The sequence below is a fragment of the Enterobacter cloacae complex sp. ECC445 genome, assembly GCF_021892025.1.
GTDB lineage: Bacteria > Pseudomonadota > Gammaproteobacteria > Enterobacterales > Enterobacteriaceae > Enterobacter > Enterobacter chengduensis.
The window spans coordinates 1-16,748 of the sequence record NZ_JAKLRZ010000013.1; the positions used below are offsets into that span (position 1 = coordinate 1).

Genomic DNA, 16,748 nt, shown 5'->3' on the forward strand with positions numbered 1-16,748 from the left:
CCCCCCCGGCCCCCGCGCCGCCGGGGGGGGCGGCCCCCCCGCCCCCCCCCCCCCCCCCCCCCTCTGGGGCGGCCCCCCCCCCCCCCCCCCCCCCCCGGCGTGGTTATTCGCAATGAACTATCACCAGTACTACCCCGTCGACATCGTCAACGGACCCGGCACCCGCTGCACCCTTTTCGTGTCAGGCTGCGTCCACGAATGCCCCGGCTGCTACAACAAAAGCACCTGGCGCCTGAATTCCGGCATGCCGTTTACCGGGGAAATGGCAGACCGGATCATTAACGATCTCAACGATACGCGCATCAAACGCCAGGGGATTTCGCTCTCCGGCGGCGATCCGCTGCACCCGCAAAACGTGCAGGAGATCCTGAATCTGGTAAAACGCATTCGTCGCGAGTGCTCGGGAAAGGATATCTGGGTCTGGACGGGATACAGGCTGGATGAACTGAATGCTGCTCAGATGGAAGTGGTGGAGTTGATTAACGTGCTGGTCGACGGCAAGTTCGTGCAGGATTTAAAAGACCCGGCGCTCATCTGGCGCGGCAGCAGTAACCAGGTTGTGCATCATTTGCGTTAATGAAAAGCGGATATTATTTATCCGCCTTTTTCTCAAAACCGACTCAAACTCTCCATCGCCACCGCCTTAAACCCGGCAAAATCCTCGCAGCTACAGAGCCGCGCCATGGCACGCTCGCGCAGGAAGGTGACGAAGATATCGTAAATCGCCATCGCCTCTTCGTATTCGCTCTTGCTGATGGCGAGCAGGAAGATGACGTGCGCGGTTTCGTCGCCCCACTGCACGCCGTGCGGGGCCAGCACGGTGTAGACCACCGTTTTCTGCGCCAGCAGGCCGAGGGAGTGCGGCAGCGCGATGCCGTCGCCGAGCATGGTGCTGACGATCGCTTCACGCTCAATGACCGAGTCCAGAAACTCCGCGCCGACAAACCCCTCGCCTTCAAGCTGCGCGCAAAGTTCCCGGAACAGCGTCTGCTGGTCAACGGGCGTGTTGATGATGCGGAAATGGGCCGCGTCGAAGTATTTATCCAGCATCCACGGGCGGGTGCGGTCCACCAGCACCAGCTTGCCGATCTGCTCCAGCTGATAGTCGGTCGGGAACGGGGCGATCGTCACCACCGGTTTCGACTTTTCGCTGACGCGGGCGGTGGCGATGACAAAGTCCTCGCTCAGCGATTCCACCTGCTCGTACTCGCGCAGGGTGAGCGTGCGCGTGACCTCAATCTGCGGGTATTTACGCTGGAGTACCGCCTCAATCATGCGGACCATGGCATTACCGGCGTCGCAGACCAGCAGCACGCGCGGCTGGCGCTGGTAGCCAATGTTGTAGTGACGCTCCAGCCCGACGCCAATATGCAGCACCAGAAAGCCAATCTCGTTTTCGCTGATCGCATACGGCGTGTATTTGCCCCAGCTCGACACCGCCGCGAGGGTCATGTCCCACGCCATCGGGTAGTGCTGCTTGATGTTATCCAGCAGCGGATTGGGGATCATGATTTGATACCGCACGCGGGTGATCATGGTTTTGATGTGCGTGAGCATGTCCGCGTGCAGCTGCGCGTCGCTGAGCAGGTTGTAGTTATAGTGGGTGTTGATATAGCGCAGGATGTAGTTAACCAGCGCTTCGTCGTCATCCGCGTTAATCGCGCTCGGGGCAATCTCCTGAATCTGCCGCGCCGCAATGTGCACGCACAGCCAGCTCTCCTCCGACGGAGAAAGCGCCTTGCCCGCCAGTCGCTGGATGGTCACCGCGATATCCTTCGCCGCCTCGCGCACGTTCTCTTCCACGTCTTCGGCGTGGAATTCCGGCAGCGGGTAACCTTCGCTGATGCGGCGCACCGACACCGCGCAGTAGAGGCGCAGGAACAGCTCGCCTTCGTCGGTCAGGCGAATATGGTGACGCGTCAGGGCGTCGTGCAGCACGGGCACCATCTGCTCCGCCACGCCCGCGTTGAGCGCTACGTCCGTCACCAGCGGGTTCAGGCTGTCCTGCTGCGCCAGCTCCCAGAGCAGATCGGTCAGGCAGGCGCGGGTCGACATCTCGCTGCCAAACAGCTTCATGCCGTGCCGTGGACGGGTTTCCAGCGTCAGGTTGTAGCGATGAAACCACTCGCGCACCTCCGCCATGTCGCTTTGCAGCGTAGCGCGGCTGACGAACCACTCGTCCGCCAGGTCCTCGAGCTTAAGTGAAAACGCCGAGGTCAGAAAACGCACCACCAGATAATGCACGCGCTCCGCGCCCGTACGGGGAATTCGCAGCGCGCGCGGGTGGGAGGCCTGCAGCTGCTGATAGCGCTCGGCGTCGTCAATTTTAAGCTGATAGCCATTACCACGGCTCAGAACAAACTGCGCCCCGTGGCTTGCCAGCAGCGCGTTCAGGGCGGTGATATCGGCACGGACGGTTCGCGTGGAGACCGACAGCCGCTGCGCCAGCTCGTCCTGCGGCAGCGTCTCGTTTTGCAGCAGGTCGAAAAGTTGCGCTAAACGTTGGTTCGGAAATCGCACGTCGGTGTCCTCTTACGGCTTAGGGTGAAATGACCATCTGGGATGGGCTGCCGACCGGGGTATAGTCTGGCTCAAAGCGCAACTTCCCGTCCTGCGCCACGCGGAAGCGGGTAATGTTGTCGCTGCGCTGGTTCATGACGTACAGCCAGCGTCCCTGCTTATCGAGCGTCAGGGTGCGCGGATAGTCGCCGCGCGTCCACACGTCGTCCTGATGCGTCAGCGTGCCCTCTGCCGTTACGGTAAAGTGCCCGATGCTGTTATGCAAACGGTTAGCCACATACAGCTGCTTGCCGTCGGCGCTTATTGCGAGCCCTGCAGCAAAGCTGGTGCCTTTGTATCCTTCCGGCAGGGCGGAGAGCGTTTTACCCTCTTTCAGCGTGCCGTTTGCCTCCATCGCATAGTAGGTGAGCGTAGACGCCTCTTCGTTAATCAGCCACAGGGCATCGCCCTTCGGCGTAAAGACAAAGTGGCGCGGCCCGGCCCCTTTTGAGGAGGCGCTGATAAACGGCGGATCGTTCGGGGTCAGCTTCCCCGTTCGATCGTCAAAACGGTACTGATAGAGGCGATCCAGCCCCAGATCGGTCGAAAACACGTACTTCCCGCTTGGATCGGCGGCGATCATGTGCGCGTGGGGGCCGTTGTGATCGCTGATGGCAAAGCTGCCCTCCGCTGCCGCTTCCGGCTTCGCCGCGCCCGGTTCGCCCCGATCCTGATGGGTGTCCGTGGCCTCCCCCAGGCTGCCGTCTGCGTTGATCGGCAAAACGGCAATCGATCCGCTGACGTAGTTCGCCACCAGCAGGTGCTGGCCGTTCGGCGTCAGCGAAAGATAGACCGGCCCCGCGCCCCCGGACGCCACCTGATTCAGCTCGCTCAGCTCCCCGTTATCGCCGACGCGCAGCGCCTGCACCACGCCCTGCTCCACTTCGCTTGCCAGATAGAGCGTTTTGCCATCTTTCGCGAGGGTAAGCTGCGCGGCGTTCGGCAGCGTGCTCACCAGCGTTTTGTTGCCGAGCGCGCCGGTTTGCGGGTCGACGGTAAAGCGGTACAGCCCTTCGCCGTTGGGGTTGTAGGTGCCGACCCAGGCATACTGGGTTTGCGCGACGGCGGCGGTAGCAAGCAAAGAGAGTGAAGCGACTAGCAGATTACGGGTGTGCATGGTGGCTCCTTTGGGTGTGTGCGGTGTTTGCCCCTCACCCCGGCCCTCTCCCCAAAGGGGCGAGGGCGTAATCGTCCCCTCTCCCCTTTGGGGAGAGGGTTAGGGTGAGGGGTATTGTTTTTGCTACTTCACCAGCTTCTTCGTCATCGCCAGCAGCGTGCGCACATCTTCCGGGCGCGTGTCGCCGCTGGCTTTGTCGATAATCGAGCTGTAGATATGCGGGATGATTTTGCTCACGCCCGCGTCGAGGGCGATCTGCAGGATCTCCTCATAGTTTTCCAGATCGATACCGCCCGTCGGCTCCAGCCAGAAGTCGTGACGCGCGCAGGCTTCCGCCACCGCCTGGTACTCGTCGCGGCACTTCAGGCCGCCCATCGGGAAGTATTTGATCGAGCTGCCGCCAAAATCTTTCAGCAGGGCAATCGCGGTTTCCACCGGGACGATGCCGTCCGGCGCCGCGCTGCTCAGCGGGCCGGTGGAGATTTTGACCATGCCGACGGTGCCGGTCGGCGAGACCAGGCCATTCACCACAGAGTCGTTCTGCCCCAACAGCGCGCGGCTGGTCGCCACGCCGGTAAAGACCTGATTCACGTGCTGCGGCTGCACCTGACGGGAGATCTCGCTCACCATCGCCGACTGGTTCGGATCCCCCGCGCCCAGACCAACCGAGAGCGCATTATCAATCAGCGCCGCGTACTCGCGCATATCCGCCACCGCGCTTGCCACGTCCGGGTAATTTTTGGAGAGCACGCCCACCAGCACGTGACCTTCTGCCGCCTCGTAGATGGCGCTGGCGTTGGCCTTTGAGCCCGCCAGCACGTTCAGGCAGACGCGGTCACGGTAAAAGTTGGGGGTCAGTTTCATGCGTTTTTCTCCTGTCCTAACACTTCGCTAATGCGGCGGTACACGATGTTCAGCTGGTCAGCATTTACGCTGCGCACGTCCGCTTCGATAATCCCTTCGTTGGCCTTGTAGCCGCGGAAGTAAATGGCGTATTCGCCCTGCTTCAGCTTCGCCACCAGATCGCCCGTGCCGACGCCGGTCGTCGCTTCGTCAAACTTAATCTCTGTGCGGGCAATATCGCGCCCGGCGCTGTCCCAGACCACGCGCGCGGTGACGCCGTTCAGGGTGTTAAGCGCGTCGATAAACGGCGTCATCTTCGCCACCATCTCGGCGCCGCTCTCTTTGGTCGCCGTCAGGTAGTGTTCGATGGCGCAGGTCAGGCCGAGGATCCCCTCTTTGCCCACCTTCATCGCGCGGCCAATGCCCGCCGTCTGGCGCTTCACCCACTCAACGTACTGGGTTTTGCCGATCACCAGCCCGCTGGTCGGCCCCTCGATCGCCTTCGCACCGCTGTAGATCACCAGGTCCGCGCCGGAGCGGTAGTACACGTGCAGATCTTCTTCCGCTGCGGCATCAACGATCAGCGGGAGATCGTGCTTGCGCGCCACGACCGCCGCCTGCTCGACGCTGAGCATGCTTTTCTGCACGCAGTGGTGCGATTTGATGTACATGATCGCCGCGGTGCGCGGGGTGATCGCCGCCGCCAGCTGATCGGCGGAGCATTCGTTGGCGTAGCCCGCCTCCACCAGCCTGCCGCCGCCCAGCGCCACCATGGTGCCCACCGGCGCGCCAAAATTCACGTTGTGGCCTTTCGGCAGGACGATTTCGTTGTTCTCAATCGGGGTGACGTGCAGGTTTTCCAGCAGCCAGTCGCTGTCTTTGACCAGCACCGCGGCCACGGACTGGGCAATGCCCGCCGACGCGCAGGAGACGACCGTCGCCCCTTCCACGTCCAGCAGCTTAGCGATGTACTCCCCGGTTTTATTGACCAGATCCTTCATCTCGAAATAGTGATTCATACCGTCCATCGCCGCCTGCACCACTTCCGGACGCGGCGTGGAGACGCCCAGCGCCGTCATGCGGCCCGAGGTGTTGATAACCTGCTTTAAATGGTACTTCTCATAAATCGAAGGCATGTTCCGTGCTCCCTTGTTCGGTCATGTAGCCCTTGCCCGCGCGGATCGCGGCAAGCGGCACCAGAATGTGTTCAGCCTGCAGGCTGTCGTTTTCGGCATCCGTCAGCACCGTCGGCTGGCGTTTAATCGTGAACAGCGTCAGGTCGGCGTCGAGGCCCGGCGCGATGCGCCCCTTGCGCGCCAGGCGCAGGCCGTCCGCGGCGTTGGCGGTGACGCAGTCAATCACCTGCGGCAGGGACATGCCGATGGCGAGAAACTTCGACATCACGCTTGCCAGGCTGCCTACCGGGCCGTTGATGCGGTTGCGGCAGTAGATATCCGAGCTGATGGTGTGCGGCAGAATGCCCATCGCGATGGCGCGTTTCGCCACCTCAAAGCTGAAGCTCGCCGTACCGTGGCCGACGTCCAGGCGCACGCCGCGCTTCAGGGCGGAGGTGATGGAGGCGCGCAGCTCGCCGGAGGGCGTCAGAATGCGGTTGGGTTTGCCGTTGTAGCAGTGGGTAATGATGTCGCCCGAACTCAAGAGTTCAGCGATTTCGTCGAGGTTTGGCGGGTTGTTGCCGATGTGCACCATCAGCGGCAGGTCGCCGTTCTCTTTCTGAATGGCTTTCGCTCGCTCCAGCGGCGTAATGCCGTTTTCACCGACCACGCTGCTGCTCATGCGCGCCTTCAGGCCGACGATAAAATCCGGGTGGCGCGTCAACGCCTGCTTCACCGCGTCGGCGTCAATATTCGCCATATTGGCCAGCTCGTTCTGGGCAATCAGACCCACGCGGGAGATGTTGAGCAGGGCAAACACCTCGGTAAAGGCCTTGCGGGTGATGTCATAGAAATCGTCCACGTCGTCGGCGCCGGTACTGCCCGCGTCCACCACGGTGGTAACGCCGGTGGCAATGCCCACGCTGTCCGGCTCGTCGTGGTAAATCGGCGAGTTCGGGTAGCAGTGAACGTGGGAGTCAATCCAGCCTGCGCTGACGAACACGTCGCCGTTCAGCTCAACCGTTTTACGCGCGGGGGCGATAATGTCGCCCGTCGCGGCGATCTTCCCGTCCTGAATGGCGATATCGGTCAGGGTATCGTCGGCGAGGCGCGCGCGGCGCAGGAGTAAATCAAACATGAGGATCTCCTGGTAAGGCGGGCGCCGCAGCGCCCGCAGGTATTAAAGGGCGACCGGGAACAGCCAGCCCAGCAGCATTGCACCAAGAATGGCGCCACCGGTGATCGGCTTCTGCCAGATGTAGAACACCAGCGCCCCCAGCAGGGAGCCGACGCCAATCGGAATGGAGGCGGTCATGGCGCTGAGGATAATCAACGGCCCGAGGAAGCGGCCTGAGGCGTTACCCGCGCCCATCATCACATCGGCACCGTAGGTGGAGTTGCTCTGGTTGATGGTGAACTTACGCGCCAGGATGATGACGTAGCCAATCGCCAGGCCAATCACCAGGCCGGTAATCAGCGCTGCAATGAAGTTGGTCACCGGGAACATGATCCCCGCGCCCAGCAGCAGCGCCGGCACGCCGAGCCCGACGCCGGTCTGGATCGCCCCGCCGATATCGAGAATACCCACCAGCGACCCTTCAATGATGCGCGCAAACAGGAAGCTTGCGCCGAACGCCGCCACCGCGCCGTAAACGCCGGTATCCATCCCCGCTTTCAGCATCGCCACGAAGGCCACTTCGTTAAACGCGCCGATGCCGTAGAGGTAGTACATGTGCGTCCCGGCGAACACGCCGGAGGAGAGCAGGCCAACGAAGATCGGGAACGACCAGTCGGCATACCAAAAACCTTTATTCTGTTCCATGTCGGGGCTCCTGTTATTTACCGCTGAGCGAGTTGTGGATCATGTCGAGCCAGTTCGGCACGGTCAGGTGGAAGGATTCGATCATCTTCATGTCGAAGCCGCGGAAGAAGCCGCTCAGCACGAAGAGCAGAACGATCGCCGCCATCATCACCCTGGTGACGTGGTTCCAGCCGCTCTCTTCCACGCCTTTACCGATCAGGATCCCCAGCACCAGGCCCGGTACGGCGTTACCCATGATCAGCTGCGCCGCGCCGCCAAACACGGTGGCCCAGAAGCCCGATTTTTTACCCGCGTCGATGGCCGCCAGCCAGAAGATCACCGGCATCACGGTGTTCACCAGCAGGTTCGCCGCCGGTACCAGCACCTTCACGGCGGTGACCTGAAGCGCGGCGGGAACGGAGGAGGCGGTCAGGTTAAGGAAGGTCACGACGATCATGCCGATAACGCCGCAGGCAATCGCCATGCGCTTAGGGTCGTGCAGCGTTTCGCCGACGTTACGGTTTTTGATCATCAGTGCCGCCGCGCCCCAGTTTGGGATGATGCGGTGGTCAACGTCCTGTGTGAAAGCCCCTGCGGCCACGGAAGAGGCCCAGGCGTTAAAGAAGAAACCTAACCCAAAGGAGAAGTGGGACGCCGGATCCCCTTCGCAGGAGTTCAGTTCCCCCAACGTACGAAACGCGCCCATACCCTGAGTGGTAGGCGCATGAAACATGCGTGCAGCCCCGGCCCCGACACCGACGCCTACCAGGCCGCCGATGATGAGCGATTTTATTAATATAATTAAGAACATCAGTCTGCCCTTTTATGAATAATCAGCGTTGCGTGACGAAATCCACCCGATCGAGATTGATGGCGGTCACGTTGACGGTCACATCCAGCTCCACGCTGTAGGTGCGTCTTTCCCGGCGCAGAAAGAAGAACAGAAACGCTTCTTTTCGCACCGCTTCTTGCGCCTGAACGACCTGCACATCCTGTGGCTCAATACGCAGTAAGATATGCGGTGAGGCTTTCATCACCGCGGCCTGAACGTGGTTGAGCGCGTCGGCAAAGGCGCGCGCTTTGGCATCGCCCTTCCCCTTCACCCTCACCGTGGTTGTGAACTGTTCTTTCATGCTTATGCGCCGTATTTCTTCTGCCACGCCTGCACCAGACGCTCGCCCAGCTCTTCTTTATCCATAAAGCCAAAGCCCAGCACGTTGCAGCCTTCGTTGATGGCGGTGACGCCCTCGTCCACGGAACGCATGCCGTATTTGGCCTTGTAGCCGTATTTGGTTTGCGCGGTGATAGCACCCGCGCCGCCGCTGCCGCAGAAGGAGATGCCGAAGGTGGCGTTTTCCGCCTTCATCATGTCGCCAAGCTTCATATCCGCCGCCATGCCCGGCACAACCACCGCGCGTCCACCGGCTTTTTCCACACCGGCCGCCACTTTCTGACCTTTACCCAGGCGATCGCCAATCACGACTGTAATCTGTTCCATGTGTTGCTCCTTAAAGGTTGTCTTTCGCGACTTCGAAGTGAACGGAGAGCAGCCAGGCCTCTTCATCAGGAAGGTTGCCAAACTGCGCGACCACTTCACGGGCGAGCCGCATTGAATCGGGTGAAATTTCGTCGAACAGCTCCGCTTCGACCTCCGGCAGCGGCTCGCCGGTCACGGACCGGTGCGCCATGGCGCGGACGTGGGAGGTGAGCATCTGCTCCTGTACCGCGTTGGGGATGATGTTGTTCCGGGCCAGCAGGGCATAGACCTGCTGCAGCATGGTGTTTGCGAGCTGTTCTGTTTGCTCCGCCTGTTCCCCAACGTCGTTCATTACCGCTCCGTTAATCACTGGTCTTACCCCGTTAATGGCTCTGGAATAAAACTAACGTTGGGGGGGCATTGTTTGTAGCGAGTTGTTTTCCACTTCGAAGTGGAAAGGCGAGCCGCAGCAGTGATCTGTGCCACATAAATACGATGAATCTGGATAAACCACTGTATTTACGTGATGAATATCACGTATTCCGGCGGGAAAATGCGGGGAAAGGAAACGAAAACGTTCGGGGGTGGTGAGGCAAAAATGTGATGGCGATAGGGTTTACTTATTACCGCGCATAAAAAACGGGGGCCGCTGGCCCCCGCTGCTTGTCTGTCCGATGCGCGATCGGTTAGCGGTATTTCTTGTGGTACGTGTTGCGCGTGGTCACAAACTGCTCGGCCGCCGCCTGAGCTTCTTTCACTTTACCTTCGTTTGCCAGCTTCAGCGCGCCGTCGATCTGGCCGACCAGCACGTCAAAGCCGTGACGGTAGTCTTTCATCTCTGCACTGTCTGCCGCTTTGCTTTCCAGCTTCGGTGGCGTCGCTTTTTGGGCGTCCAGCGCTGCTTCACGCATTTTGGTCAGGGCGTCTTTCATTTCCGCCGCATTGTCCGTCTTTTGCACCACCTTCAGGTTTTGCCCGAGGATGCCCATGTCTTCTTCAAGATCGGCAGCAAACGCAGAAGAGCCAAGAACCAGCGTTGAAGCTGCGACGATCGCTAACAGGTGTTTACGCATTGCTCACTTCCTTTTTTATTATTAACACGCCATTACGGGCATTACTGACCGGCGATTTTCATTTCCGGCAGTAACACAGAACCACACTGTATATTGCTACGTGTTTCAATATCGTTACCGACCGTAACGATGTTGCGCCACATGTCCTTCAGGTTGCCGGCAATCGTGATTTCGCTCACCGGATACTGAATTTCGCCGTTTTCCACCCAGAAGCCCGCCGCGCCGCGCGAGTAGTCGCCGGTGATGCCGCTTACGCCCTGGCCCATCAGCTCGGTCACCACCAGACCGGTGCCCATCTCTTTCAGCATTTGCTCAAAGTTGAGGCCCTGTCCGGCAATGCGCCAGTTGTGGATGCCGCCCGCGTGGCCGGTGCTTTTCAGCCCCAGCTTGCGCGCGGAGTAGTTGGTCAGCAGCCACTGGGTCAGCACGCCATCTTTGACGATATCGCGACGTTCGGTACGCACGCCTTCGCTGTCGAACGGCGTGGAGGCCAGCCCTTTCAGCAGGTGCGGATGCTCTTCGATGGTCAGCCATTCCGGCAGGATCTGCTTGCCCAGCGAGTCGAGCAGGAAGGTCGATTTACGGTAAACGGACCCGCCTGCGATAGCGCCCACCAGATGGCCAAACAGGCCGGTTGCCACTTCGTTGGCAAAAATCACCGGGGCCTTCATGGTGGAGAGCTTGCGCGGCGACAGGCGAGACAGCGTGCGTTCGGCGCACTCTTTACCCACCCACTCCGGAGACTGCAAGTCGCCCAGCGCGCGGCCAATGGTGTAGGCGTAGTCGCGCTCCATGTCGCCGTTTTCTTCGGCGATGACGCAGCTGGAAAGCGAATGACGGGTGGAGCAGTAGCCCTGCAGCATGCCGTGGCTGTTGCCGAATACCTTGATGCCGTAATGGCTGTTGAAGCTGCCGCCTTCGGTATTGGTGATGCGCTTATCGGCCTGCAGGGAAGCCTGCTCGGCGCGTGCGGCCAGCTCGATGGCTTCGTCCGGGGTCACCTCCGCCGGGTGGAAAAGATCGAGGTCCGGCGCGTCAAAGGCCAGCAGGTCTTTATCCGCCACGCCGGCGTAAGGATCCGGCGAGGTGTAACGGGCGATATCCAGCGCCGCCTGCACCGTACGGGCAATGGCGTCCGGGCTGAGATCGGTGGATGACGCGCTGCCTTTGCGATTCTGGTGATAGACCGTGATCCCCAGCGCGCCGTCGCTGTTGAATTCCACATTCTCCACTTCACCATAGCGGGTGCTCACGCTGATGCCGGTGGTTTTACTGACCGCCACTTCGGCGCCATCTGATTTTTCTGAAGCAAGCATCAGCGCGGTGGAGACGGCTTCTTCCAGAATCTTACGCTGCGCTTCAACTTGTGAGGTTACTTTCATCGCAAATGCCATACTGTAAGAGAGAGTTAACTGAAGTCTAACAGAGAACCGTTTTTCAGTGCGCGTCTTAACTGGTAACATTAGCCTCTTTTTTTAAGGAGCCTGACATGACTAAGCAGCCCGAAGACTGGCTCGACGACGTTCCCGGTGATGACATCGAAGACGAAGATGATGAGATCATCTGGGTCAGTAAAAGTGAAATTAAACGTGACGCCGAAGAGTTAAAACAGCTTGGCGCAGAAATGGTAGAACTGGGTAAAAACGCGCTGGACAAGATCCCGCTCGACCAGGATCTGCGTGATGCCATTGAACTGGCACAGAAAATCAAAAAAGAAGGCCGTCGTCGCCAGCTTCAGCTTATCGGGAAAATGCTGCGTCAGCGCGACGTCGATCCGATCCGCCAGGCGCTGGACAAGCTGAAAAACCGCCATAACCAGCAGGTTGCCTTTTTCCATAAGCTTGAGCAGATCCGCGATCGCCTGATTGAGCAGGGTGATGATGCCGTACCGGAAGTGCTGAACCTGTGGCCGGATGCCGACCGCCAGCAGCTGCGTTCTTTGATCCGCAACGCGAAGAAAGAGAAAGAAGGGAATAAGCCGCCGAAGTCTGCGCGCCTGATTTTCCAGTATCTGCGCGAGCTGTCTGAGAACGACGAGTAATATTCGAACCGCCTGTTCCCCTCACCCTTACCCTCTCCCCAAAGGGGAGAGGGGAATTGAACACCCTCTCTCCTTTGGGGAGAGGGCTGGGGTGAGGGGTTTACTCTGCTACCGCTTCCGCTTTCTTCGCCAGGCCGTCCAGCAGCTTCTGATGGATCCCACCAAACCCGCCGTTGCTCATCACCAGAATGTGGTCGCCGGGCTGAGCGGCTTTCACCACCATGTCCGCGAGCGCATCCACATCCGCACTCCAGTACGCAGGCTGAATGCAGGCATCGGCCACTTCCGCCACCTGCCACGGGATATGCTGCGGCTGCAGCAGGAAGACCTCATCGGCGCGTCCTAACGACGGCGCCAGATCGTCTTTGCAGATGCCCATCTTCATGGTGTTCGAGCGCGGTTCCAGCACCGCCAGAATGCGGGCCGTGCCGCCGACCTTGCCGCGCAGGGCCGCAAGCGTCGCCAGAATCGCCGTTGGGTGATGTGCGAAATCGTCATACACCGTCACGCCGTGGGCTTCACCGCGCAGTTCCAGACGGCGGCGGGCGTTGATAAACGAGCCCAGCGCATTCGCCGCATCCGCAGGCAGTACGCCGACGTGACGCGCTGCCGCAATCGCCATCAGGCCGTTGTGCATGTTGTGTTCGCCGACCAGGCCCCACTTCACCTCACCCACTTTTTCACCGTCGAGCAGCACTTCCCACTCCGAGGCATCGGCGTTGAGTTTCTTCGCCTGCCAGTGGCCCTGCTCGCCCACCAGCTCCTGCTCGCTCCAGCAGCCCATTGCCAGGGTCTGCTTCAGGTTGATGTCGTTTTCCGGCAGGATGATGCGGCCCTGGCCCGGAACAATGCGCACCAGGTGATGGAACTGTTTCTGGATCGCTTTCAGATCGTCAAAGATATCCGCGTGGTCAAACTCAAGGTTGTTGAGGATCAGCGTGCGCGGGCAGTAGTGCACGAACTTGGAGCGCTTGTCGAAGAACGCGCAGTCATACTCGTCGGCTTCGATCACGAAGAACGGGCTATCGCCCAGACGCGCAGAAACCTCGAAGTTGCCCGGCACGCCGCCGATCACAAAGCCCGGCTTGTAGCCGCAGGCTTCGAGGATCCAGGTCGCCATGCCCGCGGTAGTCGTTTTGCCGTGCGTTCCGGCAACGGCAACCACCCAGCGGTCGCGCAGGACGAAGTCATGCAGCCACTGCGGGCCGGACATGAACGGAATATTGCGTTCCAGTACCGCCTCAACGCACGGATTGCCGCGGGTCATGGCGTTGCCAATGATCACCAGGTCCGGCTCGGGATTCAGCTGGCCGGCATCGTAGCCCTGAATTAAAGAGATGCCCTGCTTCTCCAGAAGCGTGCTCATCGGCGGATACACATTGGCGTCCGAACCTGTCACTTCATGGCCCAGCGAGCGCGCCAGCATTGCCAGTCCGCCCATGAAAGTGCCACAAATCCCCAATATATGAATGCGCATACGTCACTATCCTTCTTCAATGTGGCGCACATTTTACTCACATGTTAGCGGCTGTGAAACGCATTTCAGGTAAATCCGTATCCTGCTGGCGCGATTCACCTCTGCGCTACTATTTGAATATTTGTTAAGATTGTTGGGCTTTAGTCGTTTTAGTGAACATACAATCGCTCTACTCACAAAGATGCAGGGAAAGTGTTATGAAAACGTTAGGTGAATTTATTGTCGAAAAGCAGCACGAGTTCTCTCATGCTACCGGTGAACTCACTGCTTTGCTGTCGGCAATAAAGCTGGGCGCTAAGATCATCCACCGTGATATCAACAAGGCCGGTCTGGTCGATATCCTGGGTGCCAGCGGTGCCGAGAACGTTCAGGGCGAGGTTCAACAGAAGCTCGATCTGTTCGCAAATGAAAAACTGAAAGCTGCACTGCGCGCGCGCGACATCGTTGCGGGTATCGCCTCTGAAGAAGAAGATGAAATTGTTGTTTTCGAAGGGTGTGAACACGCGAAATACGTTGTTCTGATGGATCCGCTCGACGGCTCCTCAAACATCGACGTTAACGTTTCTGTCGGTACCATTTTCTCCATCTACCGCCGCGTCACGCCTGTTGGCACGCCGGTGACCGAAGAAGATTTCCTGCAGCCGGGCATTAACCAGGTGGCTGCCGGTTACGTCGTTTATGGCTCCTCCACCATGCTGGTGTACACCACCGGCTGCGGGGTGCACGCCTTTACGTACGATCCGTCACTGGGCGTTTTCTGTCTGAGCCAGGAACGCATGCGCTTCCCGGAGAAGGGCAACACCTACTCCATCAACGAAGGCAACTACATCCGCTTCCCGAACGGCGTGAAGAAGTACATTAAATTCTGCCAGGAAGAAGATAAAGCGACGCAGCGCCCGTACACGTCCCGCTATATTGGATCGCTGGTCGCGGATTTTCACCGTAACCTGCTGAAAGGCGGCATCTATCTCTACCCAAGCACCGCCAGCCACCCGGACGGAAAGCTGCGCCTGCTGTACGAATGCAACCCGATGGCGTTCCTCGCCGAACAGGCGGGCGGCAAGGCCAGCGACGGTAAAGAGCGTATTCTGGAGATCGTGCCGGAAAGCCTTCACCAGCGCCGCTCATTCTTCGTCGGCAACAACCACATGGTTGAAGACGTTGAACGTTTTATCCGTGAGTTCCCGGACGCGTAACCTCTCTCCCGGGGAGCCTGTCAGGCTCCCCAACACATTTATATATTTTACCGTATAAGTGTTTATAAAAAACACGCTTTAATATTCACCACTGCTCCTGCATTATTTCCATAACAGTTTGAGAGATATTTCGTGGAGCAGAATTGCAATGAAAAATTATTCCCGTGCGACTACCGGTATAGATTTAAATCTTATCCCTGTATTTATTGAGATCGTCCGCTGCGGCAGCATGGCAAAGGCCTCTCTGCGCCTGGAGATGTCCCGCCCGGCGGTGAGCCTGGCCTTAAAGCGTTTTAATCAACTCTTTGATGAACCTTTATTTTTCCGCAAAGGCTTATATCTTGAGCCGACGGAAAAAGCGTTAGATTTAACCCGCTCGCTGGAAATATTAATGGGTGAAATTCACGATAATATAGCCGGCGTTAATTCAGCGAATAGTAAAATCCCGGCACAGAACGTGCCGGGGCGGGAGAATATTATGCCGCGGTCTGAGCCGTCACTTTGAATGATGACATGGCTTCCATTAGCTGGCGCGACTGCTCCTCAAGGGAGCGGGTCGCGGCGGAGGATTGCTGCACCAGCGCCGCATTCTGCTGCGCGGTTTCGTCCATCTGATTCACCGCAATATTCACCTGCTCAATGCCGCGGCTCTGCTCATGAGACGCGGTCGCAATTTCGCGCATCAGTTTGGTCATCCGCAGCACTTCTGTTGCGATCTCATCCATCGTTTCGCCAGCCTGCTGGGCCAATTCGCTGCCCTCGTTAACGTGGGTCTGCGAATCGCTGATAAGGGAGCGGATCTCTTTCGCCGCGTCGGCGCTGCGGCTGGCCAGGTTGCGCACTTCACCCGCGACGACGGCAAACCCGCGCCCCTGCTCGCCCGCCCGCGCCGCTTCCACGGAGGCGTTAAGCGCCAGAATATTGGTCTGGAAGGCAATGCCGTCGATCACGCTCAGGATGTCGGCGATGCGCGCCGAGCTGCCGGAGATATCGCGCATTTTTTCAATCACGTAGCAGACCATTTCGCTGCCGTGATCGGCCGTGTCGGAGACCGACTTGGCCAGCTGGTGCGCCTGCTCGGCGTTATCGGCGTTGAGCTTCACCGTCGCGGTGATCTGCTCCATGCTGGCCGCCGTCTGCTCCAGCGACGTGGCGGTAGATTCCGTACGCTCGGCAAGATCGCGGTTTCCGAGCGTCAGCTCGCGGCTGCCGGTATCAATTTGCGCGCTGGCATCGCGAACCCGCAGAACCGAGTGCATCAGCGACTGGCGCATCTCCTCTATCACCGCGTTGAGGCGGTTAAACTCCTGGCTCGCGGGGACCGTCAGCGTATGGGTTAAATCGCCTGCCGCCACATTTTCCAGCTGAACAATCGAGGCCGAGAGCGGCTTGAGCAGCATATGGCGCAGCGCCAGCCAGGCGAGGACGATGATGCCCGCCGTCAGCAGCGCGGCGACGATAATCAGGATCAGAACGCGGGTTTTGCTTGCCTGCACGGCGGCCACTTCCGCCTGACCTCGCGCTTCGCTCCACTTCTGAAACGCCTGCATGTCGTTATCAAACTGCTTCGCCACCGGAATCAGCGTCTTCTCCAGCAGATCGTAATACCCGTCCGCGCTCTGGTCATTCAGGGTTTTCAGCATCGGGTTGATCCCCTGCTGGTTATACGCCGCCAGGCTGGCCGCCACCTTATCGAGCAGCCGTTGCCCCTGCTCGTCAGCCACGCCGCCGTCGATCACCCCCTTCAGCGTTTTCTGGGCCAGGGCAACTTCCTGATTGATGTTTTTTACCGCGTTGGCCGCATCGTCCAGCAGGCCGATTTCCATCATGCGGACGGCCTGGCCCGCCTCATTGCGCGCGCGCAGGATCAGCGTATAGCCTGAATTTAGCTGCACCATCTGCTCACCCTGAAGGTGATTGATGCGCTGCAGTGAAGAAGAACTCTGCGTGAGGGCATAAATGCCGATGCCGCTGACAATCAGCAGCAGAAGGGTCATAACGGCCAGTAAAGAGAGCAAGCCGGTACGAATCGATAGCGTTTTAAGCATG

18 protein-coding genes are annotated in these 16,748 nt (G+C 59.4%); 4 read left to right on the forward strand and 14 right to left on the reverse strand.

Annotation, left to right across the window (positions count from 1 at the left end; translation table 11 throughout):
- The first annotated feature begins 112 nt into the window (after positions 1-112).
- Positions 113-577, forward strand: a complete 465-nt coding sequence (gene nrdG / locus L6R44_RS12440) for an anaerobic ribonucleoside-triphosphate reductase-activating protein (protein ID WP_237424407.1) — start codon at positions 113-115, stop codon at positions 575-577.
- 32 nt (positions 578-609) lie between these two features.
- On the opposite strand, the gene L6R44_RS12445 is transcribed toward nrdG, so the two are convergent.
- The 12 genes from L6R44_RS12445 to pmbA all read right to left on the reverse strand — a co-directional run bounded on the left by L6R44_RS12445 (position 610) and on the right by pmbA (position 11,379).
- Complete coding sequence (locus L6R44_RS12445) at positions 610-2,520, reverse strand: BglG family transcription antiterminator (RefSeq protein WP_237424408.1); 1,911 nt, start codon at positions 2,518-2,520, stop codon at positions 610-612.
- 19 nt (positions 2,521-2,539) lie between these two features.
- Entirely contained in the window at positions 2,540-3,676 is a 1,137-nt protein-coding gene (locus L6R44_RS12450; protein ID WP_237424409.1) for a lactonase family protein, read from the reverse strand.
- A gap of 123 nt (positions 3,677-3,799) precedes the next feature.
- Positions 3,800-4,540 carry a 2-dehydro-3-deoxy-phosphogluconate aldolase gene (gene dagF, locus L6R44_RS12455; RefSeq protein ID WP_112780441.1) on the reverse strand — a complete coding sequence of 247 codons (741 nt, stop codon included), beginning with the start codon at positions 4,538-4,540 and terminating at the stop codon, positions 3,800-3,802.
- Positions 4,537-5,655 (reverse strand): DgaE family pyridoxal phosphate-dependent ammonia lyase, encoded by a 1,119-nt coding sequence (locus L6R44_RS12460; protein ID WP_237424410.1) that lies wholly within the window; start codon positions 5,653-5,655, stop codon positions 4,537-4,539. The genes dagF and L6R44_RS12460 overlap by 4 nt, the downstream gene beginning before the upstream one ends.
- Entirely contained in the window at positions 5,639-6,772 is a 1,134-nt protein-coding gene (locus L6R44_RS12465; protein ID WP_237424411.1) for an amidohydrolase/deacetylase family metallohydrolase, read from the reverse strand. The genes L6R44_RS12460 and L6R44_RS12465 overlap by 17 nt, the downstream gene beginning before the upstream one ends.
- Positions 6,773-6,814: 42 nt before the next feature.
- Entirely contained in the window at positions 6,815-7,456 is a 642-nt protein-coding gene (locus L6R44_RS12470; protein ID WP_010427370.1) for a DUF4310 family protein, read from the reverse strand.
- A gap of 13 nt (positions 7,457-7,469) precedes the next feature.
- The gene (locus tag L6R44_RS12475) at positions 7,470-8,246 is read right to left on the reverse strand and encodes a DUF4311 domain-containing protein (RefSeq protein WP_032643855.1); all 777 of its coding nucleotides are present in this window, start codon (positions 8,244-8,246) and stop codon (positions 7,470-7,472) included.
- Positions 8,247-8,268: 22 nt separating this feature from the next.
- Positions 8,269-8,568 (reverse strand): DUF4312 family protein, encoded by a 300-nt coding sequence (locus L6R44_RS12480; RefSeq protein ID WP_008501409.1) that lies wholly within the window; start codon positions 8,566-8,568, stop codon positions 8,269-8,271.
- A 2-nt stretch (positions 8,569-8,570) separates the two neighbouring features.
- Positions 8,571-8,933 (reverse strand): SFCGS family glycine-rich protein, encoded by a 363-nt coding sequence (locus L6R44_RS12485; protein WP_237424412.1) that lies wholly within the window; start codon positions 8,931-8,933, stop codon positions 8,571-8,573.
- A gap of 10 nt (positions 8,934-8,943) precedes the next feature.
- On the reverse strand, positions 8,944-9,282 hold the full coding sequence (locus tag L6R44_RS12490; RefSeq protein ID WP_025911967.1) for a glycine dehydrogenase: 339 nt from the start codon (positions 9,280-9,282) through the stop codon (positions 8,944-8,946).
- Positions 9,283-9,598: 316 nt separating this feature from the next.
- Positions 9,599-9,985, reverse strand: a complete 387-nt coding sequence (gene cybC / locus L6R44_RS12495) for a cytochrome b562 (RefSeq protein WP_014882281.1) — start codon at positions 9,983-9,985, stop codon at positions 9,599-9,601.
- Between the two features lie 41 nt (positions 9,986-10,026).
- A complete protein-coding gene (gene pmbA, locus L6R44_RS12500) occupies positions 10,027-11,379 on the reverse strand; it encodes a metalloprotease PmbA (protein ID WP_032643854.1) in 1,353 nt (450 codons plus the stop codon).
- A gap of 95 nt (positions 11,380-11,474) precedes the next feature.
- Here pmbA and yjgA point away from each other — a divergent pair, with 95 nt between their 5' ends.
- Positions 11,475-12,026: a ribosome biogenesis factor YjgA gene (yjgA, locus tag L6R44_RS12505; protein ID WP_042713463.1), complete on the forward strand. Its 552-nt coding sequence runs from the start codon at positions 11,475-11,477 to the stop codon at positions 12,024-12,026.
- A gap of 100 nt (positions 12,027-12,126) precedes the next feature.
- Here yjgA and mpl read toward each other — a convergent pair whose 3' ends face one another.
- A complete protein-coding gene (gene mpl / locus L6R44_RS12510; protein ID WP_237424413.1) occupies positions 12,127-13,503 on the reverse strand; it encodes a UDP-N-acetylmuramate:L-alanyl-gamma-D-glutamyl-meso-diaminopimelate ligase in 1,377 nt (458 codons plus the stop codon).
- A 197-nt stretch (positions 13,504-13,700) separates the two neighbouring features.
- Here mpl and fbp point away from each other — a divergent pair, with 197 nt between their 5' ends.
- Together fbp and L6R44_RS12520 are read left to right on the forward strand one after the other, a co-directional pair.
- Entirely contained in the window at positions 13,701-14,699 is a 999-nt protein-coding gene (gene fbp, locus L6R44_RS12515; RefSeq protein WP_032643851.1) for a class 1 fructose-bisphosphatase, read from the forward strand.
- A gap of 148 nt (positions 14,700-14,847) precedes the next feature.
- On the forward strand, positions 14,848-15,204 hold the full coding sequence (locus L6R44_RS12520; protein ID WP_032643850.1) for a helix-turn-helix domain-containing protein: 357 nt from the start codon (positions 14,848-14,850) through the stop codon (positions 15,202-15,204).
- Here the strand turns inward: L6R44_RS12520 and L6R44_RS12525 are convergent.
- Positions 15,176-16,747, reverse strand: a complete 1,572-nt coding sequence (locus tag L6R44_RS12525) for a methyl-accepting chemotaxis protein (RefSeq protein ID WP_237424414.1) — start codon at positions 16,745-16,747, stop codon at positions 15,176-15,178. The genes L6R44_RS12520 and L6R44_RS12525 overlap by 29 nt on opposite strands.
- Position 16,748: the final 1 nt, after the last annotated feature.